The 23,493-nt window shown below is 37.2% G+C and carries 17 protein-coding genes and 1 pseudogene; 16 read left to right on the top strand and 2 right to left on the bottom strand.

Annotated features, from left to right (window positions below; genetic code table 11):
• Window positions 1-119: 119 nt before the first annotated feature.
• Complete coding sequence (locus AC6HZ4_RS16760; RefSeq protein ID WP_497495746.1) at window positions 120-452, bottom strand: AAA-type ATPase lid domain-containing protein; 333 nt, start codon at window positions 450-452, stop codon at window positions 120-122.
• A 358-nt stretch (window positions 453-810) separates the two neighbouring features.
• On the opposite strand from AC6HZ4_RS16760, the gene AC6HZ4_RS16755 reads away from it, so the two are divergent.
• The 16 genes and pseudogenes from AC6HZ4_RS16755 (at window position 811) to AC6HZ4_RS16680 (ending at window position 21,480) form a co-directional block, all read left to right on the top strand.
• Entirely contained in the window at window positions 811-1,728 is a 918-nt protein-coding gene (locus AC6HZ4_RS16755; protein WP_497490783.1) for a proline dehydrogenase family protein, read from the top strand.
• A gap of 19 nt (window positions 1,729-1,747) precedes the next feature.
• On the top strand, window positions 1,748-3,322 hold the full coding sequence (gene pruA / locus AC6HZ4_RS16750; protein WP_497490782.1) for an L-glutamate gamma-semialdehyde dehydrogenase: 1,575 nt from the start codon (window positions 1,748-1,750) through the stop codon (window positions 3,320-3,322).
• Between the two features lie 271 nt (window positions 3,323-3,593).
• Window positions 3,594-4,880 carry a Glu/Leu/Phe/Val family dehydrogenase gene (locus tag AC6HZ4_RS16745; RefSeq protein WP_497495745.1) on the top strand — a complete coding sequence of 429 codons (1,287 nt, stop codon included), beginning with the start codon at window positions 3,594-3,596 and terminating at the stop codon, window positions 4,878-4,880.
• Between the two features lie 1,313 nt (window positions 4,881-6,193).
• The gene (locus tag AC6HZ4_RS16740) at window positions 6,194-7,195 is read left to right on the top strand and encodes an SIS domain-containing protein (protein ID WP_497490780.1); all 1,002 of its coding nucleotides are present in this window, start codon (window positions 6,194-6,196) and stop codon (window positions 7,193-7,195) included.
• Between the two features lie 187 nt (window positions 7,196-7,382).
• A complete protein-coding gene (locus AC6HZ4_RS16735) occupies window positions 7,383-8,669 on the top strand; it encodes an ABC transporter substrate-binding protein (protein WP_497490779.1) in 1,287 nt (428 codons plus the stop codon).
• A 207-nt stretch (window positions 8,670-8,876) separates the two neighbouring features.
• Entirely contained in the window at window positions 8,877-9,755 is an 879-nt protein-coding gene (locus AC6HZ4_RS16730; protein ID WP_497490778.1) for a carbohydrate ABC transporter permease, read from the top strand.
• A 2-nt stretch (window positions 9,756-9,757) separates the two neighbouring features.
• Window positions 9,758-10,639 carry a carbohydrate ABC transporter permease gene (locus AC6HZ4_RS16725; RefSeq protein ID WP_497490777.1) on the top strand — a complete coding sequence of 294 codons (882 nt, stop codon included), beginning with the start codon at window positions 9,758-9,760 and terminating at the stop codon, window positions 10,637-10,639.
• A 15-nt stretch (window positions 10,640-10,654) separates the two neighbouring features.
• Window positions 10,655-11,491, top strand: coding sequence for a PfkB family carbohydrate kinase (locus AC6HZ4_RS16720; RefSeq protein ID WP_497490775.1), 837 nt, complete (start codon window positions 10,655-10,657; stop codon window positions 11,489-11,491).
• 12 nt (window positions 11,492-11,503) lie between these two features.
• Window positions 11,504-12,331 carry a sugar phosphate isomerase/epimerase family protein gene (locus AC6HZ4_RS16715; RefSeq protein ID WP_497490774.1) on the top strand — a complete coding sequence of 276 codons (828 nt, stop codon included), beginning with the start codon at window positions 11,504-11,506 and terminating at the stop codon, window positions 12,329-12,331.
• 246 nt (window positions 12,332-12,577) lie between these two features.
• On the top strand, window positions 12,578-13,330 hold the full coding sequence (locus AC6HZ4_RS16710) for a UTRA domain-containing protein (RefSeq protein ID WP_497490773.1): 753 nt from the start codon (window positions 12,578-12,580) through the stop codon (window positions 13,328-13,330).
• 588 nt (window positions 13,331-13,918) lie between these two features.
• Complete coding sequence (locus tag AC6HZ4_RS16705) at window positions 13,919-15,334, top strand: amino acid permease (protein ID WP_497490772.1); 1,416 nt, start codon at window positions 13,919-13,921, stop codon at window positions 15,332-15,334.
• A 10-nt stretch (window positions 15,335-15,344) separates the two neighbouring features.
• Window positions 15,345-15,907 (top strand): annotated as a pseudogene (locus tag AC6HZ4_RS16700) (NADP(+)-dependent, decarboxylating phosphogluconate dehydrogenase); the annotation flags it as partial.
• A 775-nt stretch (window positions 15,908-16,682) separates the two neighbouring features.
• Window positions 16,683-18,092 (top strand): amino acid permease, encoded by a 1,410-nt coding sequence (locus AC6HZ4_RS16695; RefSeq protein ID WP_497490770.1) that lies wholly within the window; start codon window positions 16,683-16,685, stop codon window positions 18,090-18,092.
• A gap of 28 nt (window positions 18,093-18,120) precedes the next feature.
• The gene (locus tag AC6HZ4_RS16690) at window positions 18,121-18,282 is read left to right on the top strand and encodes a hypothetical protein (RefSeq protein ID WP_497490768.1); all 162 of its coding nucleotides are present in this window, start codon (window positions 18,121-18,123) and stop codon (window positions 18,280-18,282) included.
• Between the two features lie 625 nt (window positions 18,283-18,907).
• The gene (gene pruA, locus AC6HZ4_RS16685) at window positions 18,908-20,476 is read left to right on the top strand and encodes an L-glutamate gamma-semialdehyde dehydrogenase (RefSeq protein ID WP_497490767.1); all 1,569 of its coding nucleotides are present in this window, start codon (window positions 18,908-18,910) and stop codon (window positions 20,474-20,476) included.
• A gap of 89 nt (window positions 20,477-20,565) precedes the next feature.
• Complete coding sequence (locus AC6HZ4_RS16680; RefSeq protein ID WP_497490766.1) at window positions 20,566-21,480, top strand: proline dehydrogenase family protein; 915 nt, start codon at window positions 20,566-20,568, stop codon at window positions 21,478-21,480.
• Window positions 21,481-21,765: 285 nt separating this feature from the next.
• Here AC6HZ4_RS16680 and AC6HZ4_RS16675 read toward each other — a convergent pair whose 3' ends face one another.
• Window positions 21,766-23,490, bottom strand: coding sequence for a sigma-54 interaction domain-containing protein (locus AC6HZ4_RS16675; protein ID WP_497490764.1), 1,725 nt, complete (start codon window positions 23,488-23,490; stop codon window positions 21,766-21,768).
• Window positions 23,491-23,493: the final 3 nt, after the last annotated feature.

Below are 23,493 nucleotides of genomic sequence, written 5' to 3'. Positions count from 1 at the left end.
TTGATGTAGCCTAAATGAAGGTAGTGCTATCCAAAAGGAAAATAAAAAAGCTCCTTGGAAATAGCACTATTTTTATGCCGAAAACAGCTGTTTTTTATCTTTTAAAATGCTTACTTTTATCACTTACTTATTTTCTCTTCTGTCTGCTGTATAGTGAAAGAGAGTATAAGCAGGATAAAGCGTTCTGCTGCATTTCGAAGCTCTCGGACGTTTCCTGGCCAATCATAGTTTATTAATGCAGTCATAACTGCTGGATCAATATTTGGCATTGGCTTCTTATATTTTATGGTAAATTCTTGCATGAATTTTTGAACTAACTCCACAATATCCTCGATTCGTTCACGCAATGAAGGAATGTCGATTTTTATTACGGCTAACTGGTAATAAAGATCTTTATGAAAAGTCCCCTCTTGTACCATTGTGTCTATTACAGGCGAAGCAGAGGCGACAATACGTGTTTGGGTCGATTAAAATAAAGGAAAATATCTTAAACCAAAAATGAACTCCTTTACTATGGAGTTAAATAAACTTAAGCCTAGTAACCATTGAATAAAAGGTTACTAGGCTTTTTTTATGAAAAATAAAATCAAAGTCGATAACTTGTTAGAAAATATAACGAAAAAGTGTACAAAAAAACAATCTGTAATATAATTCTATTAAAATAGTTTACATTTTTGTTTAAATTAAATAAACATTTTTACAGTATTGACACTTTTGTGAACATAATTGTATAATCGTTTTACAAACAAATCTGAAAATTAACTATTAATTAAATTTTCGGAAATATAGGACAAGGGAGGTTTATAGTGCATGGAAGTGTTAATGAGAAATATGTTTCAAAATTTAGGCAAGAATCAATCAGCAAATAAACTGGCAAAAAAATACGGCTTACGTTTTGGAGCTGGACGTTTTGTGGCTGGTGAATCCATCGAAGCCGCCATTCAAACGGTTAAGGAATTAAATAAGGATGGTAAAGTTGTGACGCTTGACCATCTAGGTGAATTTGTTTTCACTGAAGCAGAGGCGAATGAGTCAACGATGATGTGTATCGTGACTTTAGATGCCATCGCAAAAGCTGGTGTGCAATCTAATTTGTCGCTCAAAATGACTTCCCTTGGGCTCGACATTAATAAGGAGCTATGCCTGAAGAACATGCGCAGGATTTTGGATCGTGCAAGGATGTACGGTAACTTTGTACGTATTGATATGGAAGACTATGCTCATTGTCAAATTTCCCTCGATATCTATCGAGAGCTGCGTAAAGAGTATGATAATCTCGGCATTGTGATTCAAGCTTACCTATATCGTACCGAACAGGATATATGTGATTTAAATAGGTATGGAGCAAATCTTCGCCTGGTTAAAGGTGCTTACAAGGAGGCATCGGAAGTTGCATTCCCGGAAAAGAAGGATGTAGATGAAAATTATAAAAAAATAATTAAGATGCATCTATTAAATGGAAATTATACTGCTGTAGCCAGCCATGACGAGGCAATTATTGAATATACAAAGCGTATTGTTCATGAACACCATATCCCGAAAAGCCAGTTTGAGTTCCAAATGTTATACGGAATTTGTACGGATCTTCAACAGAAATTGGTTCAAGAAGGATATAAGGTACGTGTATATGTTCCATATGGAGTAGATTGGTTCGGATATTTTATGAGACGTCTGGCAGAACGTCCAGCAAATGTTTGGTTTGTAATGAAGAATCTATTAAAAAAATAATTTTATATAAAGGAGTTATATGAATATGATAACTATTAATCAAGTATCCCCTTTTATTAACGAACCTTTCACTGATTTTACAAACGAAGAAAACAGACAAGCCATGCAAAAAGCTCTTGCAACAGTGAAAAAAGAGCTTGGTCAGGAGTATCCGCTGTATATTGGCAGTAAACAGATCTTTACGAATGATCAAATTACCTCAATTAACCCAGGGAATGTAAATGAAGTGGTCGGCTATGTGAGTAAAGCGACACAACCGTTAGCGGAACAGGCTATGCAGGAAGCGTTAAACACATTTGAAACCTGGAAGAAGGTCTCCCCGGTAGAACGTGCGGAGTACTTATTTAGGGCAGCTGATCTAATGCGTCAGCGTAAGCATGAATTCTCTGCATTGCTTGTATATGAAGCAGGAAAAAATTGGACTGAGGCCGATGCTGATACAGCAGAAGCGATTGATTTTATGGAATTTTACGCTCGAGAGATGATACGTTTAAGTGAAACAAACATTCACCAGCCTCTTACTAAAATTGAGGGGGAACATAATCAAATTACATATATTCCTCTTGGAGTAGGAATTATCATCTCACCTTTTAACTTTCCATTAGCAATTATGGCTGGAACAACCGTGGCAGCGATTGTTTCAGGGAATACAGTAATCTTAAAGCCAGCAGACTCCACACCAGTCATTGCGGCAAAGTTTGTTCAATTAATGAAAGAAGTAGGGCTTCCATCAGGAGTGTTGAACTTTATTCCTGGAAATGGGGCAGAAATTGGCGAGTACCTTGTGGAACATCCAAAAACCCGCTTTATCTCATTTACAGGTTCTCGTGAAGTTGGATGCCGGATCTATGAGCGTGCTTCGAAAGTTCAGCCAGACCAAATCTGGTTAAAGCGTGTTATTGCTGAAATGGGCGGAAAAGACGGCGTTGTAGTTGATGAGACCGCGGATTTAGATGCAGCAGCAGCAGCAATTGTCGCGTCTGCTTTCGGCTTCCAGGGACAAAAGTGCTCGGCTGGTTCCAGAGCTATCATAGTAGCATCTGTTTACGATGAAGTTGTGGCAAAGGTAATAGAATTAACGAAGAAGTTACAGGTAGGATTACCTGAGAATAACGCTCCAATTGGACCAGTCATTGATCAAAAATCATTAGATAAAATTTTAAAATACATTGAAATCGGCAAGAAAGAAGGAAAACTGCTGGCAGGCGGATCTCAAGCAGAAGGAAATGGCTTCTATATCGAGCCTACTGTTTTTGTAGATGTTGATCCAAAAGCCCGCATCATGCAGGAAGAAATATTCGGACCTGTTCTTGCAATAGCTAGGGCAGCGGATTGGAAAACAGCTATTGAAGTTTATAATGATACGGACTATGGCTTAACTGGTGCTTACTTCTCACAAAATGAAGAACGCATTGCTTGCGTTTTAGAAAATATGCATTGTGGAAATCTTTATATTAATAAAAAGTGTACAGGAGCACTAGTTGGAGCTCATCCATTCGGCGGATTTAACATGTCTGGAACAGACTCCAAAGCCGGTGGGTATGATTATTTGCTATTATTCACTCAAGCAAAGCTAACATCTCGGAAAATATAATAAGATGAAAAGCCCTCTCAAATGAGGGCTTTCTATAAAAGTTATGAAATGATACCAAGATTTATAATGAGTTTACTTACAATCTATACCGCTAGTCTTTTAATACCAAAACCCTGCAGTAATACGGAAAGAAACTTTGAGAAATATAAGTTATTTGCTTAATGAGTAAAGGGGCGTAGCACCTGTTAAGTTATTCAAAGGTATAAAAAGTAGTATCGTGTAAGTTCTACAAAACTAAATTATGTGGGGGATAAATAGAGTGGGATCTATAATGAGTGTGACACAATATGAGGTAAGAGAAGAAAAGCAGAAAAAGAAGGAACAGTTGAATGTTTTAGAAAATACGCAACAAGTGATTCGTACAGCCCTTGAAAATATGGGGTATGAACAGGAAGTATATGAGCTATTAAAGGAACCTCTTAGATTGTTGACTGTTCGGATCCCTGTCAGAATGGATGATGGCTCTGTTAAAGTATTTACAGGATACCGCGCGCAGCATAATGATGCAATTGGACCAACAAAAGGAGGGATTCGTTTCCATCCAGCTGTGACAGAGGAAGAAGTAAAAGCTCTTTCTATGTGGATGAGCATTAAATGCGGGATTACCGGTCTTCCTTATGGGGGAGGAAAGGGAGGTATTCAGTGTGATCCGAGAGAGATGTCACTCCGGGAATTAGAGCGGTTAAGCCGAGGCTACGTTCGTGCTGTCAGTCAAATTGTTGGACCGACGAAGGATATTCCAGCTCCTGATGTATTCACGAATTCACAAATTATGGCATGGATGATGGATGAGTATAGCCGGATCCGTGAATTTGATTCTCCTGGATTTATCACAGGAAAACCACTAGTGTTAGGAGGCTCTGTTGGAAGGGAATCTTCTACTGCTAAAGGTGTGATTATAGCGATGAAAGAAGCTGCAAAAGTGAAAGGATTGGAAATAAGAGGATCAAAAGTAATTATCCAAGGTTTTGGAAATGCAGGCAGTTTTCTTGCGAAGTTCCTTCATGATGAGGGAGCGAAAGTTGTTGGGATTTCGGATGCGTATGGCGCGTTATATGACCCGGATGGTCTAGATATTGATTATTTATTAGATAAGCGGGATTCATTTGGAACGGTTACAAGGTTGTTTTCAAGTAGAATTACCAATCAAGAGTTATTAGTACAACCATGTGATATTTTAGTGCCCGCAGCACTCGAAAACCAAATTACAGAAGAAAATGCGGCAAACATTCAGGCACAGATTATAGTAGAGGCAGCTAACGGGCCTACAACATTAAAAGCCACCGAAATCTTGACTGAAAGAGGTGTATTAATCGTTCCGGATGTGCTGGCAAATTCCGGTGGTGTCATTGTTTCTTATTTTGAGTGGGTACAAAATAACCAGGGCTATTACTGGACAGAAGAAGAAGTAGACAACAAACTCGAAACCATCTTAACTGCGTCTTTTTTACAAGTGTATCAAACAGCAATTACTCAAGCAACTGATATGAGGTTAGCAGCATACATTGTTGGATTGAAAAAAATGGTAGAAGCCTCTCGGTCTAGAGGGTGGATATAATCCTAACTAAGACTAAATTTTTTAATCAGAAAATGCAAGGCAATAACCTGGATTTGTAAACTCAATTATGTAAGGAAATTCGTTTCAAGTAAAAAGAAGTCCTTGAAGCAACGGAATACTATATCAAACGTTAAAAGGATATTGATATTAAATTATTTTTATTTATATATTTTAGGATTCCTTCCATTAACTCAAAAAGGGATAAAAACATTTTTTATTGGGGGAGATTTTTCGTGTGGGTAATCACTGTCCACTCAAGGAATGCCATCAAAATGTTTGAATTTGACACTGAAAGAGAGGCAAGAGAGGCTTTAAAGAGAATTGAAGGCTGTAAAATCCTTTCTGAGATAATTTACTTTAATGATTATTGTGCCCTTAAAGCGTAATAACGCAGATGGTTTTTCTTTAATGAATTAGTCTAGAAAATCCCCTCTGTCTGAACAAATATATGTACAAAGTGTGGAATTATTTTGAATAGAGATTATAATGCGGCTAGCAGCTTTGAAAAAGCTGTACCTATCCAATTGAAGTAAAGATTGGCTTAGGGTTTTTATATTTCATAGAATGAGAAGGTCTCGTCCGAAGTTGTATCTATAGGGATGATGGAGACTCCTTCTTATAAGAAAAAGGAAATAGTCCGTGAAGCAGGAAACTCCCACTTCAAGACGTGAGAGCAGGTAAGTGGGAGTTGTTTCATTGGCTGGATATGGAATAGAACCAAGAAGCTGCCTATTTCTAGTTTATCTGTACCATTCTTAATAATCGTACTAACTTGCTCCAAAATATCGTCAAACACATTTTTAGTTACTAACACAAACCTTGCCCAGGTTTCAGAATGGACGAAATTTGGACTTGAGTTAATCCAAAAGCGGGGCAGAATTAATTACTAGATAACCAACAAGAGTGAAGTTTTATTTTTTAATTATGGAAACAAAGATGGCAATTCGCTAGGGAAAAGATACATATATACGTTTAGAAAATATATAGATATCTAATGTTTTGACTGCAAGAGCAATTGCGAAAAGGAGTACCTAGTTGATAAATTAAAAAAATTTTCTAAATATTCTATATATAATTTGACAAAAAGTGGTTATTATATTACCATGTGTATATAACAACATATGACGTCATAAATGATTGTTGTTACAATTGTTGTAAAGTCTATTTATCTAGCTAAGAAATATAACGTCATATGACGACATGTTTGTTAGCTGCGAGAGAATTGTTATGAATAAGTAGATCATCCTAGAGTAATAGCTTGTCACGAGGTACACGTTTTACCAATACAGCAATATATTCGGGAGGAGATTAACATGATTAATACTAAACAAACACTAAATCCAGGAGTGCAGAGGGTACTAAATGAAGTCAAACAAAGATCAATCAAAAACATCTTCTTTGTAGCTTGTGGTGGATCTTTTGCCGTGATGTACCCTAATAAATATTTCTTTGATCGTGAATCAAGAGGTATTGCTACAGACTTCTATAACGCAGCTGATTTTGTTCTTAGAAGTCCTAAAACTTTATCTGATGCTTCATTAGTTATTCTTTGCTCTCAAACAGGCGGAACACCTGAAACTGTAAAGGCGGCAGCTTTTGCAAAAAGTAAAGGGGCATTGACGGTAGGTGTCACTGTTGATGAAGAATCTCCACTTGCCAAGGAAGTAGACTATGTTCTGAGATATGAATCTGCATTCAATATAGGTGTAGATATCAATACATTTGAGGGAAACTTTTCGATTTTATATCAATTGAATGCAGGGCTCATAGAGGTTTTAGAAGGTGGTTACATTCTCCCAAAAATGGTCAATAGTTTAGCAAATTTACAACCTGTCATCGACCGGGCAAAAAAGCAATTTAACGAACTTTTAGATCGTTTTTCTAAAGCTATGAAAGATGAAAGAGTAATCTATACGATGGCAAGTGGAGCTAACTATGGTGCAGCTTATTCACACGCAATTTGTATTCTTATGGAAATGCAATGGATTCATTCCCATGCTATTCATGCAGGAGAGTTTTTCCATGGGCCATTTGAAATATTAGACAAGAAAGTGCCATTTATTCTTTTGATGGGACTTGATGAAACTAGACCGCTGGAAGAGCGTGCTCTTAGCTTCTTAAATAGATTTGGAGAAAAATTAATGGTTTTAGATGCTAAGGCTATTAATTTTGATGGGATCGATGAAGAAATGAAGGGGTATCTTGCACCTATTGTATTTAACGAAATATTATGGACATTTGCCCAAAAACTTGCAAAACAACGCAATCATCCCCTTTTCACCGCTAGGAGGTATATGACAAAAGTGAAATACTAATAGCTAACATACAAGTTGGTAATATCCGTAGCTTTACATCAAATCTATTGACCGGAATTTAGATCATGTTAATAGTATGATAAATTTCGGTCTAATGATTTGCCATGCTTAAGAGTTTACGTACGATTAATCTATTTTAAAGATATGAAGAAATTCAAAATCGAACAGTAACTTATGGAGGGAATCAATGAGAAAGCTACTTTCAATTTTTATATGCTCAACTTTAGTTTTATTGTTAGCAGTTGGTTGTTCAAATGCAAATAATACAAGCTCTAAAGAAAAGAATGTTACGTTAACGATTCTTCATCGCTGGCCAAATGAGCCGTTTAAGAGCTATTTTGATGGTGTTATTAAGGAATTTGAGAACCAGAATCCCGGTGTTAAAATTAATGTAGTTACCGCTCTTAATGAAGATTATAAGCAAAAAGTCAATGTATTGATGAGTAACAAAAATAATGCACCAGATATTTTCTTCACATGGGTTGGGGAATATTCAGATAAGTTTATTCGCGGGGGGAAAGCGCTAGATATTACTAAATATGTCCAAGAAGATAAAGCATGGTCTGATCAAATCATTCAATCCCAGCTAAAGCTATTTAGCTCAGGTCAAAAGGTTTATGGAGTTCCGATATTAACGGATGCTAAATTATACTTCTACAACAAAGAAATATTTGATAAATTAGGTCTTCAACCTCCGAAAACATGGCCTGAATTTATACATGTTCTTCAAACAATTAAGGAAAATGGTATCATTCCTCTCGGTATGGGCAACAAGGCACCTTGGGTGGCTGCTCATTATATTACAACATTGAATCAGCGTCTTGTGGCACCAGATGTACTGGCAAAGGACTACAATCCTAAAACAGGAGAGTTCATCGATCCAGGCTATGTCAAAGCTCTTGAAATGTTACAAGAATTAATTCCGTATTTTAATGAAGATCCAAATGCGCTCTCTCATGAAGATGAGCGGAATATGTTTGTTAATGGAAAAGTAGCGATTGATGGGCTAAACACTATTGAAATGCCCTATATCAAAGATGCTAAGTTTGAATGGGGAACCTTCAATTTACCAGCTATTGAAGGAGCAAAAGGAGACCAATCTGTTATAACGGGAGCGCCAGAAGGATTCATGGTTTCTTCGGCTACTAAGCATCCAGATGTAGCAGTAAAATTTCTTAAATTTATGACTTCTAAACCGATGGCAGAAAAATGGGTTAAGGAAACTAGCGTTATCAGTACTACGAAAGGTGCCGTAAACGCTGATACTGCTCCAATTGCGTTAATGCCTCAGATAACTCAAGAAATTGAAAAAGCTGAAACTATGTCAATTTGGTTAGATACAGCTTTAGATGCTAATGTCTTCAAACCGTATTTGTCTGGAGCTCAAGAATTATTGAATAAGCAAAAGACCCCAGAACAAATTATGAAGGAAGTTCAAGCCGCTGCTAAAGCAGTAAGGGAATCCTCTAAGTAATATGAAAACCATAGAAGTATAATGGAGTCGATCTCCATTATACTTCTCGTTTATATAATCTATATAAACTCAATTCAATGGATCTACATGTTACCAGCAAAATGTTTCTGTTGAATAGATAAATTTTCCTGATGGTGACTTTAGATACAAGTAACTTGAAAAGATGAATTATATCCGTATAGAACGAGAAAAAAGGTGTGTGAGCTTATGATTAATCGAAAGATAACACCCTACCTCTATGTAATTCCAAATCTACTTGTTGTTGCTTTGTTTATCTATTATCCTGTTGTTGAAAATTTAAAGTCTAGTTTCTATAGTTGGACCCCTTTTTCCGACACCAAGGACTTTATCGGTTTTGCTAATTATAGTCGGCTTTTTCAAGATCCACTCTTTCTTCTAGCTTTTAAGAACAATCTCATCCATGCAGCTATTTCCTTTGTGTTGCAGGTATTTGGGGGTCTTATCCTAGCTGCTACTTTGGAAGATACAATTTTTAGGAAGGTGGCCCCTATCCTGCGTACTGTATACTTTTTTCCTGTACTGATTTCTATATCAGTTATCGGTTTGTTGTTCAATTTCATTTATAGTACAGATATTGGTCTGTTAAACAAAGTATTGACACTTCTCGGACTAGGTGAGTATACAACTGGATGGTTAGGGAATAGCAGTACTGCAATGTATGCAGTCATTGCCATGGGACAATGGCAGGGAATCGGCTATGCTGCTATGCTATATATTGTGGCGATACAAAAAATCCCGCATGAACTCTATGAATCTGCCAAAATAGACGGTTGTAATAAGATTCAAACTTTCTTGTATATCACGTTACCGCAAGTGAAGGAAATGCTATTTGTAGTATCTATATTGACATTAAGCCAATCAATTTTGGTATTCAGTGATGTTTATGTTTTAACAAATGGAGGTCCAGGGGATTCCTCTCAGGTTCTTAGTACGTATCTTTATAATAAAGCGTTTGTAGATAATGATATGGGTTATGCGTCTACGATTGCTAATGTTATTTTAGTTCTAACCTTATTGTTATATATTGTACAGGTTAAATTATTTAAAAAGGAAAAGGAGGGGTGAAGATGAAGGACCTTGCTACATCAAATATAAAAACGGTGATTGTGTCAGGAAACAAGCGATCATTAAGACCCAAAATTATAATTGCTTTAATTTCTTTGATTCTACTAGTCTTTTTTCTCACTATAGCATATCCATTATTTTGGATGATTACTAGTTCATTTAAGTCCACAGGGGAGATTTATGGTAGCACTTGGTCTTTACCTTCTAAGTGGATGTTCTCCAACTATGTCAATGCTTGGAATAAAGGAGTATCACAATATCTTTGGAACAGTCTTAGTATTACAGTTCTTACTATTGTGTTCACTACTTTGCTTAGTGCCTTCAGTGCATATGGGCTTGCTCGGTTTACGTTCAAAGGGAAGCATTTGATTATGGGATTACTTCTAGGGGGGATGATGCTTTCCCCGCAAGTTAGTCTCATTCCGCTTTATAATTTGATTCAGTCCCTTGGCATTTATGATACTCAATGGGCGTTAATCCTACCTTACGTAGCATTTAGAACATCTTTAACTATGCTGTTAATGCGTTCCTTTTTCCTCTCAATTCCGAGAGAATTAGAGGAGGCGGCTTATATGGAAGGCTGCACGAGCTTAGGTATCCTCTTTAAAATATATTTTCCGCTTAGCAAGCCAATTATATTAACAACAACTCTATTAAATGCCTATTTTGCCTGGAATGAATTCTTGTTCGCGAACACTTTCATCGGAAGTGAACCGAAAAAAACAATTACGTCAGGCTTATTAACTTTCCGTGATGCACTATATACGGACTGGGGTGTTCTGATGGCGGGATTGACTCTATCAGCATTACCATTATTAATCTTGTTTATCTTTATGCAGAAGGATTTTGTTCGTGGATTGGGAGACGGAGGAGTTAAAGGATAACGAGGGAGGATAAAAATGAAACTTATTGGTATTGGAGATAGTGTAATTGATTATTACAAAGATCAAGGAAAAATGTATCCTGGAGGCAATGCGTTAAATGTCGCCGTTATGGCGAAACGGAACGGAGCTGTGCAAACATCATTTATTGGAATTCTTGGAATTGATACGGCTGGAGACCACATTCTGAGTTGTCTGAAAGAAGAAGGAGTTGATACGAGTAGGGTTCGTCGGGTTGAAGGGCCTACCGGTGAAGCGGTAGTCTCCTTAAATGAAGAAGGGGATCGAGTTTTTGTTGGTACCAACAGGGAAACCCGAGTTCAGTCTCTAGTATCGCTTCGATTCAATGAAGCTGACCTGGACTATATTAACAGCCATGATATAGTTCATACAAGTATCAGCATCAATACTGACTTAAAAGATGAACTGTCAAACCTTACAAAGATACCGATTTCCTTTGATTTTTCGACTCTGGAAAATTGGACGGAAGAGTACTTACAGCAAGTCTGTCCATACCTTACGTATGCGTTCTTTTCTGGCAGCGAACTTTCGCGACTAGAGATTCAAAATCTAATAAAATATGTCCATAAACTAGGAGTTCGAGTAGTAGGCGTCACAAGAGGAGCGGATTCTGCCATTTTCTCGGAAAATGGGAACCTATTTGAGCAATCCCCTATGCCGACCAATGTTGTTGATACGATGGGGGCAGGAGATTCCTTTATCGCGGCTTTTCTTACAAACTACCATCAGAGGTGTGATATGGCAAGAGCATTACAAGAAGCTGCCGAATACGCTGCGACAGTATGCAGGCATTATGGCTCCTTTGGATATGGCAAGGAAAAAATAGCTCTGTAGGAGTGTGGTGATATGTTCAAGCTAGCCAATATGAATATCTTTTATCATCGTTACCCAATTGACTATTTTTTGGATTCGACAGTTCGGCTTGGACTACAAGCAATTGAGCTTTGGGGCGGTGAACCCCATTTATATATTGAAGATATAACTCATCACGAAACTTCTTCTATATTGTGTGAAATTAAGCAGCGGGATTTAGAACTGATATGCTTTACGCCAGAGCAATGTGTCTACCCAATTAATTTGTCAGCAAAATCTAAGAGATGCCGCAAGCGCAGTATTGAGTATTTTAAAAGAAGTATTGAGGTCGCGAACTCGTTGGAATGCCCTATGCTGCTGATTACAGCGGGCTATGGCTTTTTTAACGAGTCTAAGGAAGAAGCCTGGAAGCGCGGGCAGGAGTCAATTTATGAGATTGCTAAGGCTGCGGAATCAGCAGGGGTTATACTGGCACTGGAACCCCTCTCTTCTCCTTATTCCAATGTAGTTACGAATGTGCAAACACTTAAACGGATGATTGCCGAAATTAACCTCCCCAACCTAAAAGCTATGCTGGATACTGCACCAATGGTTCAGGAGGGGGATACAATAGATGATTATGCGGCGGCTTTTGGAGATGATTTGGTTCATATCCATTTTGTAGACGGGGATGGCGGGAGAACATCCGCACACTTGGCTTGGGGAGAAGGATGTCTTCCTCTAAACTCTTTTAATCAAAGTTTGAAGAAGATGAAGTATGACGGCTATCTAACACTTGAGTTAATTGGTCCCCAATATAATAGAAACCCAGAACAAGCAATTAGGAAAAGCTTGGAGTTTTTGGATGCAGCTATAAACTAAGCAATTTGGAACAGGAGATTTGAAGATCATTGGTAGAAGTACCAATGGTTTTCTTTTATTTTTCGCTAAAAAAGTAAGATAGAAATAAACAGTATGAAATCATGACTATTAAGTTAGTCCCTTTGTCCTCGTAAATTTTCACCTTTTTTTCTTACTTTTATTATTGGACTGCAAATTTAAGCTAGGATATGTTTTAATTATATAAACTATCTTTTTATTTCTCAAAATTTTCTAGGAGTTAATAAAATGAAATTAAATAATCGAAGAAGCTCAAAGCCTTTATATGTTCAGTTAAAAGATGCTATAAAGAAAGAAATTACTGATGGAAAATACACTGTAGGAAATCAATTGCCTACGGAGGTTGAGCTATGTGAAATGTATGGGGTTAGTCGTATTACAACGAGAAGGGCAATTACTGAGTTAGTAGAGGAAGGGATTATTCAAAAACAGCATGGAATCGGAACATTTATAGCAAGTAATAAAATAAAACGTGAATTGTTTGCTGTAAACGGATTTTCAGAATTCCTTTTACAATCAGGGAAAAATCCCCGTACAAGTATTTTATCGACTGCAATCATCGATGCATCTAAACGCGAAGCTGAGATGCTGCGAATTGAAGAGGGAGAACCTGTTTTAAAAGTTAGACGTTTACATTTAGTTGATGATGATCCTATTCACTTGGAAGATGGCCATTACCCCCTAAATCGATTCCCTGGCTTAGATAAATATTTGGGGGAAGCAGATTCAATTTACAGCATTTTAAACGATCGATATAACACCCAGTCCGTTTACAACGATAAAATATTACAAGTTATAAATCCAACACATGAAGAAGCGTCGTTATTAAAATGCACCATAGATATAGCACTTTTTGAGATATTGAAAGTTGCATTTGATAAGGAGAAAAAAGTTATTCATTTCTCAAAATCACTTTTGCCTACAAATAAAGTTTCTTTTACCATACCTGGTGATTACGATCGAAGAGATAATAATAAATAAAAAAGATGGGAAAATTGAAAAGTTCCCATCTTTTTTTGTGCTTTCGCAACTCCATATTGCGCATTTCTTCTTTTGTTGGATTAGCATCTGGAAAGAGAGGGATGGAACTTTTGTATGAGCATAGGTCCTGCGATACAATACTACGAAATGCACTGATCCATACTACCAGCAGTTTGATAAAATGTAGATTAATGTAGATTGTGCCATACATAGAAATTATTTATGTGTTAGAAAATCTAACTATATAGTTTGCAAGGAAATAATACATAGTATAATTATGTCTAAGGATATCCAAAAATGTATAAAATTGGTTTTAGAAAACACAATTGTATAATCCTTGTATAATCCGATCTCTGCGCATTCTAACTGCTACTCATCTGTAGCATGTTAGAAACCTAAGGATTGAAACCCATTTGGAATTCCTTTTGTTGTTTATAAATAGGACAAACAAAGGAGATGATAGTAAATTTTAGGTACATAAACTTAGGAATCATAAGGATTTTATTATCTATTCTTCTGTTTTGAGGAATTTGAAATCCTTTAATCATTTAACTTTTATATTAAATTTTCGCGGAGGGGGATTAAAATATGCATCATCAACAAACTGAGTTAAAGAAAGAATTAAAGATTCGTCATATTACGATGATATCTATAGGCGGAATTATCGGTGCTGGATTATTTGTCGGAAGCGGTTCGCTTATTAATACAGCAGGACCAGCTGCAATTTTCTCATATGCACTGGCGGGGGCACTTGTTGTTCTAGTTATGCGCATGCTCGGAGAAATGTCACTGGCAAATCCGAGTAGCGGTTCTTTTTCCACGTATGCTAGAGAAGCACTCGGACCTTGGGCTGGCTATACAATTGGTTGGTTATACTGGTTTTTCTGGGTCATTGTAGTTGCAGTTGAAGCAACAGCAGGGGCGGGGATTATTCAATACTGGTTTCCTTCTTTACCGGTGTGGGTGACAAGCCTTTCACTTACTTTTTTATTAACACTTACAAATATCTATTCTGTTAAATCTTTTGGAGAGTTTGAGTATTGGTTTTCGCTTATTAAAGTTGTAGGTATTATTCTATTTCTGATTCTCGGGGGGGCTATTATATTCGGCTTAATACCATATGTAGAATCGCCTGGTACATCGAACCTTATAGATAAAGGAGGATTCATGCCTAATGGAATAAGTGCTGTTTTTTTAGGAACTGGCCTTGTTATGTTCTCGTTTATGGGGAGTGAAATTGTAGCAACTGCAGCAGGAGAAACACCAAATCCTGAAAAAGCCATTACTGTTGCAACAAACAGCGTTATTTATCGAATCTTAATTTTTTATCTAGGTTCAATTTTAGTGCTAGTTACGATTCTCCCATGGGATTCTCAGACTCTACTGAAAAATCCATTTGTTTCTGTACTTGAACTTGTAAACATACCAGCTGCGGCCCAAATCATGAATTTCATTGTTCTGACAGCCGTACTCTCTTGCTTGAATTCCGGTCTTTACACAAGTTCTCGTATGTTGTTTGCTATGGCACAAAATGGTGACGCGCCTCGTATGTTTCTAAAGGTAAACAAGAAGGGGATACCATTTAATACTATTATAGGTTGTACGTTATTCGCCTATATTAGTGTGATATTCAGCTACGTATCTCCTGATAAGGTATTTCTCTTTTTAGTTAATGCTTCTGGAGGGGTAGCGCTTCTTGTTTATCTAGTAATTGCCTTCTCCCAACTTCGTATGAGAAGGAAGTTAGAAAAAGGGTTAAGAACCTTGAAAATAAAAATGTGGTTATTTCCTTATTTAACATACGCAACTATTATTGCCATTACAGGTATTTTCATATCTATGGCATTTATTGATTCCTTACGTTCACAGTTCTTTTTAACTTCACTTATTGCTGTAGGTGTAGTTTGTTCCTTCTTTTTAACTAAGAATAAAGGGATATCTAATTCATCATCTAATAAAAAAGAAGCAACTCCCTCTTCGTTACAAAAGAGGAGAGTGGATTAGTGAATTAGTAGAATCTATATTCGTACGTTATATATCTGCTGCAAAAGAGGAGAGGGTGCATACGAGCGAGGTATTATTTGGTCCTAAAGACAAACCGGCACTTGCAATTGAAAAGGAACAATTGATTGAAGCGGTACGCCAAGCTTTATATATGAGTAAAATTCATTCGTATGCGTAAGGCTTGACTCAATTGAAGGCAGCTTCAGAGGAGTGCGGGTGGGACCTTGAGTTCGGCAGTATCGCATTGCCTTGGAGAGGAGGCTGTATTATCCGAGCAGGCTTTTTACAAAATATCAAAGAAGCGTACGACCGTAATGCTAGCTTACCGAAGCTTCTACTTGACCCATGCTTTATAGAAATTACAGGATCCTACCAGGAGGGACTACGACAAATTATTGCAATAGCTGCGCAGCAAGGAATTCCAATTCCTACTTTTTCAGCTGCTTTATCGCACTAGGGTAATTATTGTTAGATAATATTACCCGAAAACTTGCTGCAAGCACAACGGGACTATTTCGGGCACATACGTATAAACGAGTTGATAAAGAAGATACATTCCATACGAAATGGATATCAGAAAAGCGGAAGCGGTTTGGTCAGTGGAGCGGGTTATTTGACTGGGAGGAGCTGGGTACTGGAGCCTTTCCGTTATATCATTGTGTTGTCATAGAAGAGTTAACAGCTCAAGAAGAAATGAAGTTAGCATAGATGAGGTATAGCGGGATCATCCATAGGCTTGAACTTGGAACCCTAGAAGGGCTGACATTCAGTCAGCCTTTTTTCATTTTAAATTACAAAGAATAAGAATACCTTGAAAGGTGTACTTTTATGAATATTATAAATAGGAGTAAAACATAATATTTCCGCTTACATTTTGTTGATTTTTCATACAGATACACAGCTTGTTTATATTACTAACATTAGTGTATTTCCAAGTTTCCAAGATTTTTGCACCGGAACCAATTATTTTTTTATCTTGGAAAAGGTAATAATATAGTTTTTTAAAAAAATAACACATTATATAATCATACTGAAATATTAACAAAAGTGTAAAAATTGGTTTATTGTATTGACAAAATTGAACAAAATTTTATACAATGTGTTTGCGATATATATTCAAAATATTGCAAAATTTAAGGGGGTAAAATCTACTATTCCGCATTTCAATTGAATTTGCCAGTGATTCATCTAATAAGCGGATTAGACAAAGGAGGAATTTCGATAGGTCTCGGATGCGGTACTTAAAAATGAAAGGGTTTTCACGATCTTTTTTTTCTATGCTAAGCAAATTAAACAGCTTTGGTTATTGTTCGGTATTATATTTTTTATAATAGAGGAGGGGCAGGATGTGAATCATCAAACGGAATTAAAGAAAGAGTTAAAAGTTCGCCATATTACCATGATTTCTCTGGGGGGAATCATTGGTGCTGGATTATTTGTAGGGAGTGGATCCTTAATTAATATGGCAGGACCGGCTGCAATTTTCTCCTATGCGCTGGCAGGACTGCTTGTGGTTTTGGTCATGCGTATGCTGGGGGAAATGTCAATGGTCAACCCATCTAGTGGCTCCTTTGCCACGTATGCTCGGGAAGCGCTAGGTCCGTGGGCTGGATATACAATCGGCTGGCTATATTGGTTTTTCTGGGTTATTGTTATTGCTGTTGAAGCAATCGCAGGAGCGAACATTATTCAGTACTGGTTTCCTTCCTTGCCTTCTTGGTCGGTTAGTCTTGTCCTTACCTTCTTATTAACCCTGACTAACGTGTACTCTGTTAAATCGTTTGGCGAGTTCGAGTATTGGTTCTCCCTTATTAAAGTAGTAAGCATTGTTTTATTTTTAATTTTGGGAGGGGCCATTATATTCGGCTTCGTACCTGGCATAGAATCACCTGGGGTTTCTAATCTTATACATAGAGGCGGATTCTTCCCAAATGGAATCAATTCTATATTTTTGGGAATCACTCTCGTTATGTTCTCGTTTATGGGGAGTGAGATTGTAGCAACTGCAGCAGGAGAAACACCAAATCCTGAAAAAGCCATTACTGTTGCGACAAACAGTGTTATTTATCGAATCTTAGTTTTCTATCTAGGTTCAATTTTAGTGCTAGTTACGATTCTCCCATGGGATTCTCAGACTCTGCTGAAAAATCCCTTTGTTTCCGTACTTGAGCTTGTGAACATACCAGCTGCGGCCCAAATCATGAATTTTATTGTTCTGACAGCCGTACTCTCTTGCTTGAATTCCGGTCTTTACACAAGTTCCCGTATGTTGTTTGCTATGGCACAAAATGGTGATGCTCCCCGTATGTTTTTTAAGGTCAACAAGAATGGAGTACCGCTTTATGCTATCTTGGGATGTACTGTGATTTCATATATTAGCGTGATATTCAATTACCTATCCCCGGATAAGATATTTCTCTTTTTAGTTAATGCTTCCGGAGGAGTAGCGCTTCTTGTTTATCTGGTGATTGCCTTCTCCCAACTCCGTATGAGGAGAAAATATGAAAAAGAAAACCCTGAAGCACTGAAAATAAGAATGTGGTTATTTCCTTACTTGACATATGCCACAATTATTGCGATCGCCAGTGTCTTTGTAGCGATGCCATTTATTGATTCAATGCGTTCACAATTCTTTTTAACCTTACTTATCGTGGTATTCGTTTTGGTTTCCTTCTTTGTCACTAAGAACAAACGATCAACTGGTTTAATATCGGAGAAAAAGAAGCAAATGCCTCTTCAGTACAAAGCAAAGGGCTAAAATTTATCTTTTCATAGGAGATGTTTTTATGTGGGTAATCACTGTCTACTCAAAAGGAAACCACACTACAATGTTTGAATTTGATACAGAAGAAGAAGCGAGAGAAGTTTTTGAAAAACTCCAAGGTTGCAAAATTCTTACGGAAGTTGTTTGTTTTAATGATCCTTGTTTAGCTATAGCCGTTGTTTAAAAGCCATATTTGTTTCCTAGAAAGATAAAATACTTAAAAATAGTAAAATATCTAGCACGCTGTTTTGAAAAAGTCTCGAATTTAATAGTATTCGAGGCTTTTTGTGTGCACCTGGCATGGATGCAAGTCTATAGGATACAGTTTTTTAATGTATTTGAACCATACTTACGTTAGGAAGTTTAATATGAATGTTTGGAAAAATAGTAAATTGTATAGAGTTTGTTGTGAAAACAAAATTGTTTATCATTCGTTACTTATTGTACATTTTTGTTTCTAAAAATAAAGTTAAACAATTTTTTAAAAAATAATATACAAAAGTGTAAAGAATGTTTATAATACATTTATAACGAATCAGAAAATTTAACATATTTAAAATTATGTAATAATTTTAAAGGAGGCGATATTATAGCAACACAATATTTTCACTAAAGCAGTATTGAAAATAAAGTAATAACTAGCATAATATGTCAATTGATAGACGCTTGTTTATTTTAGAATCATTACGGATTGTTTTTAGTAGTTTAAGAAGAAATACTAAAATCGATGTTTTAGTTAGGTATTTATTGATTATAAAAATCTAATGGTAAGCAAAAAAACTATTATTTTATATAAGGGAGAGAGCCGCATGATTACAGAATATAAGAACCAAATTAAACCATACAAACATGAACCGTTTACCGACTTTACACTAGAAGAAAATAAACACGCATTTGAAGAAGCTTTAATGTTAGTTCAGTCAAAATTAGGCCAAGAGTACCCGCTTGTTATCGGAGGCGAACATATTAAAACGGATGAACAAACTATATCGATTAACCCGAGTAATAAGAAGGAAGTTATTGGTATAGTTTCCAAGGCTAATAAAGAATGGGCTGAAAAAGCGATGCAAGCTGCACTTTCTGCATTCGAAACGTGGAAAAAGCAAGATCCGGAAGAGAGAGCAAACATCTTATTTCGAGCAGCAGCTATCCTTCGCCGTCGTAAACATGAATTCTCGGGCTATCTTGTTAAAGAGGCTGGGAAACCTTGGAAGGAAGCTGATGCAGATACAGCAGAAGCCATTGACTTTCTTGAATTCTATGCTCGTCAGATGATGCAATTAAAGGACGGGGTCCCTGTACAAAGCCGTGAGGGAGAAAGTAACAAGTTTACGTACATACCACTGGGTGTGGGTGTCATCATTTCACCATTTAACTTCCCATTGGCAATTATGGCTGGAACGGTGACGGCAGCTATAGTAGCGGGGAACACCGTCCTTCTTAAACCGTCTGACAATACGCCGGTAGTAGCAGCAAAGTTCGTGGAAGTCATGGATGAAGCAGGTCTTCCTCAAGGGGTGCTCAACTATATTCCAGGAGAGGGTGCGGAAATAGGCGATTATCTTGTTGATCATCCAAAAACTCGCTTCATCTCCTTCACAGGATCTCGTGAAGTAGGCTGCCGTATTTATGAGCGTGCGGCAAAAGTACATCCGGGGCAAATTTGGTTAAAGCGTGTGATTGCCGAAATGGGCGGAAAAGACACAGTAGTTGTAGATAAAGACGCAGATTTAGATTTAGCAGCATCCTCCATTGTTTATTCTGCATTCGGATTCTCAGGACAAAAGTGTTCGGCAGGTTCCCGTGCAGTGGTACACCAGGATGTTTATGATGAAGTACTTGAAAAAGCCGTGGCATTAACAAAAACCTTAACGGTTGGTAATCCAGAAGATGTAAATACCTATATGGGTCCTGTTATCAGTCAGGCTTCTTACGATAAAATTATGAAATATATCGAAATCGGTAAGGAAGAAGGCAAGTTGATGACGGGTGGAGAAGGTGACGACTCTAAAGGATTCTTTATTCAACCGACCATCATTGCTGATGTAGACGAAAAAGCACGTCTCATGCAGGAAGAAATCTTCGGCCCTGTTGTCGCTTTTTGTAAGGCGCGTGATTTTGACCATATGATGAAAATTGCGAACAACACGGATTATGGATTAACAGGAGCATTAATTACTAACAATCGTGACCATATTGAGCGGGCAAAAGAAGAATTTCATGTAGGGAACCTTTATTTCAATCGAGGTTGTACGGGAGCGATCGTTGGATACCATCCGTTTGGTGGGTTTAACATGTCAGGAACGGACTCAAAGGCAGGAGGACCTGATTACCTTATTCTGCATATGCAGGCGAAAACAACGAGCGAAATGTTTTAAGAAAAAGTGGGCAACTTTAAAAAGGCTGCCCACTTATAAAATTTTTTCATTCAAGAATAGAAACGTAGCATCTAAGGGGAGGGTAGCTTATGTTAGCAGAGGTCTCAAAAAATGTCTTTCTTTATGCTTCTCAAAGTAAGGGATTAAATAAGGCTGCGAAAAAGTGGGGTCTCCGATTTGGAGCTTCCCAAGTTGTGGCGGGAGATACTATCGAGAGTGCTATTAAAAAAGTTCAAGAATTAAATAAAAAAGGCTTAGTTTGTACACTTGATCATTTAGGAGAATTCGTTTCAAGTAGAGAAGAAGCGATAGAAGCAACAGAATATAATGTAAGAACCTTAGAAGCCATTGCCCAAGCTGGAGTAAATAGTAATTTATCTGTTAAAATGACTCAACTAGGGTTGGATATTGATCGGGACTTTTGTGTTGGAAATATGCGGAGAATTCTTGAGACAGCAAAAAAACACAATAATTTTGTCCGAATTGATATGGAAGACCATGCGCATTGTCAAATCACGTTAGATATCCTGAGAGAACTGCGCCAAACTTATGATAATGTAGGAACAGTGATTCAAGCTTACTTATACCGTGCTGAACAGGATGTGAAAGAATTAAAAGGAATTTCTCTGCGTTTAGTTAAAGGAGCTTATAAGGAATCTCCTGAAGTTGCCTATCAAGAGAAACAAGAGGTAGATGAAAATTATATGAGAATCATTGAAGAGCATTTGCTGAGCGGCAGCTATACCGCAATTGCTTCCCATGATCACCATATTATTGCCAAAGTAAAAGAATTCGTTCAAAAACATAATATTCCACGTGACCAATTTGAATTTCAGATGTTATATGGATTTAGAACTGATATGCAACTAAGTTTAGTTCAAGAAGGGTACAAAATGCGTGTTTACATTCCTTTTGGAAATGATTGGTTTGGGTACTTTATGCGCTGTTTGGCAGAAAGACCGCAAAATGTAGCTTTTGCTCTTAAAGGATTCTTCTCCAAGTAAATGAAGGGAATGCAGGGTGCGATAGATAAAGCCTTCTTTTACTATTAGGAAGAGTAAACAAGTTTAGCTTACCTGCCATTTATTCTTAGTTAGTTCGTATATTACAAATAGGAAAAATCTATATGATTCTCAGTTACTAACAGCACGATGGGTCTAAAAAACATAAATGCTAATTTAACTTAACCTTTCAAAATTAAGGTAGCTATACAAAAAGAGTTCAATCCTAACCTGGATTGAACTCTTTTGTTTTATACTGGATCCCAAATATATCAATAATAGCTTTTGTTACTCACTATGTGAATCGAGCCTGTATTCTTTAATTTTATTGTATAGTGTTGCCCTGGATATACCAAGCAGCTTGGCTGCTGCACTTTTATTTCCATATGTTTTACGTAACGCTTCTTCAATCATGAAAGCTTCCTCATTGATAGATATACGTTCTTTATATAATGGCGTGTCTTGGCTAGGGATAGCTATAGGATTAGCATGTATAGGCTGACTCGAAGCAGCCACTTCTTTTGGAAGATGTTCGAGTGTAATCACATCCTCATCATTCAGCAAGATAAAGCGTTCTACTACATTTCGAAGCTCTCGGACGTTTCCTGGCCAATCATAGTTTATTAATGCAGTCATAACCGTTGGATCAATATTTGGCATTGGCTTCTTATACTTTACGGTAAATTCTTGCATGAATTTTTGAACTAACTCCACAGTATCCTCGATTCGTTCACGCAATGGAGGAATGTCGATTTTTATTACGGCTAACTGGTAATAAAGATCCTTATGAAAAGTTCCCTCTTGTACCATTGTGTCTATTATAGGCGAAGCAGAGGCGACAATGCGTGTTTGGGCTGTAACTAATTCTGTTCCTCCTATACGATAAAATGATTGATGTTCCAAGTAATTTGAAAGTTTTACTTGAATATCAAATGGCATTCGGTCAATATCTGCAATGAACAGAGTTCCCTGACTTGCTTGTTCCAGCTTACCAGACTGTCCCACTTGTTCCTCATCTGTAAAAGCTTTTTTTTGATAGCCGAACAATTCTGCTTCTAAAAGCCCTGCAGGAACAGAGATACAGTTGACGGATAAAAAAGGCTCATTCTTTCTTGAACTGCTGTAATGAATCGCTTGTGCCAGCATCTCTTTCCCAGATCCGGATTCACCAGTTAAGAGGACGGGGATATCAGCATAAGTAGTTTTCTGTGCAATTTGTAACACTTGTTGAATTTCTGGCCCAGTTCCAATGATAGAAGAGAAAGGATTTTCTGGATGGACAAGCTGAGGCAAAGATGAATACAATTCTTCGTTAAGTCGAACAATTCGAGTAATATCTTGCTCCGTTGCAATTCCTCCGATAATGATATTGTCTTGTATAATTGGAGAAGCGTTGATTAAAACGTGGGTATCACTGTCAGGGCGATGATATGCTTTTCGAACCGGGCGGCCCTCATTTAAAATACGATGTAACACGATATCCTCTACATGGAAGTATTCCCCGATTTTTCGGCCGAGAATATTTTCACGCTTGATTCCATAAGTCCCTTCTGCAGGGGCATTCCAACAAATTACTTTGCCCTCCTGATCTACAGCTGTAACGGCATCATTCACTGTTTCTGCTAATGTGTGAAAATAGGCAGTTATCTTTTTATTTTCAACCTGTAAGCTTCGAATCCACTCGTTAGCGGTTATAACTCCCATAATATTTTCTTTTTCTTCGTTTTTTATTAGAACTGGGCGTCTCCAATCTGCGTTTGATTCAAAAATTTCTGACATTGTAAGGACTGTAGAAGGAATCCATTCCATTTCTTCAAGCCGGAGAATTACAGGCTTTGAATCGGTATCTGATAGGATAAAGTTATATTCACTATTTGTAATGGTATAGTGTCTTTCCCCTGTAATTACGGCAAATTGGTACTGTAGGATCTTGTTTTTTAATTCTACTAAAGGAGTGTTTGGTTCAATTAAAATAAAGGAGGTTTCCAGATTGATTTGTTCAGTATTCAACATAGT

This window comes from Ectobacillus sp. OTK (assembly GCF_059698935.1).
Note: the sequence above shows the minus strand (reverse complement) of the source record. Positions and strands in the feature narration are given on the sequence as shown.

Coding starts and splice junctions, on each gene's coding strand:
- AC6HZ4_RS16755 (WP_497490783.1), top strand. CDS start 811: ATGGAAGTGTTAATGAGAAATATGTTTCAAAATTTAGGCAAGAATCAA.
- pruA (WP_497490782.1), top strand. CDS start 1,748: ATGAATATGATAACTATTAATCAAGTATCCCCTTTTATTAACGAACCT.
- AC6HZ4_RS16745 (WP_497495745.1), top strand. CDS start 3,594: ATGAGTGTGACACAATATGAGGTAAGAGAAGAAAAGCAGAAAAAGAAG.
- AC6HZ4_RS16740 (WP_497490780.1), top strand. CDS start 6,194: ATGATTAATACTAAACAAACACTAAATCCAGGAGTGCAGAGGGTACTA.
- AC6HZ4_RS16735 (WP_497490779.1), top strand. CDS start 7,383: ATGAGAAAGCTACTTTCAATTTTTATATGCTCAACTTTAGTTTTATTG.
- AC6HZ4_RS16730 (WP_497490778.1), top strand. CDS start 8,877: ATGATTAATCGAAAGATAACACCCTACCTCTATGTAATTCCAAATCTA.
- AC6HZ4_RS16725 (WP_497490777.1), top strand. CDS start 9,758: ATGAAGGACCTTGCTACATCAAATATAAAAACGGTGATTGTGTCAGGA.
- AC6HZ4_RS16720 (WP_497490775.1), top strand. CDS start 10,655: ATGAAACTTATTGGTATTGGAGATAGTGTAATTGATTATTACAAAGAT.
- AC6HZ4_RS16715 (WP_497490774.1), top strand. CDS start 11,504: ATGTTCAAGCTAGCCAATATGAATATCTTTTATCATCGTTACCCAATT.
- AC6HZ4_RS16710 (WP_497490773.1), top strand. CDS start 12,578: ATGAAATTAAATAATCGAAGAAGCTCAAAGCCTTTATATGTTCAGTTA.
- AC6HZ4_RS16705 (WP_497490772.1), top strand. CDS start 13,919: ATGCATCATCAACAAACTGAGTTAAAGAAAGAATTAAAGATTCGTCAT.
- AC6HZ4_RS16690 (WP_497490768.1), top strand. CDS start 18,121: ATGTGGGTAATCACTGTCTACTCAAAAGGAAACCACACTACAATGTTT.
- pruA (WP_497490767.1), top strand. CDS start 18,908: ATGATTACAGAATATAAGAACCAAATTAAACCATACAAACATGAACCG.
- AC6HZ4_RS16680 (WP_497490766.1), top strand. CDS start 20,566: ATGTTAGCAGAGGTCTCAAAAAATGTCTTTCTTTATGCTTCTCAAAGT.
- AC6HZ4_RS16675 (WP_497490764.1), bottom strand. CDS start 23,490: ATGTTGAATACTGAACAAATCAATCTGGAAACCTCCTTTATTTTAATT.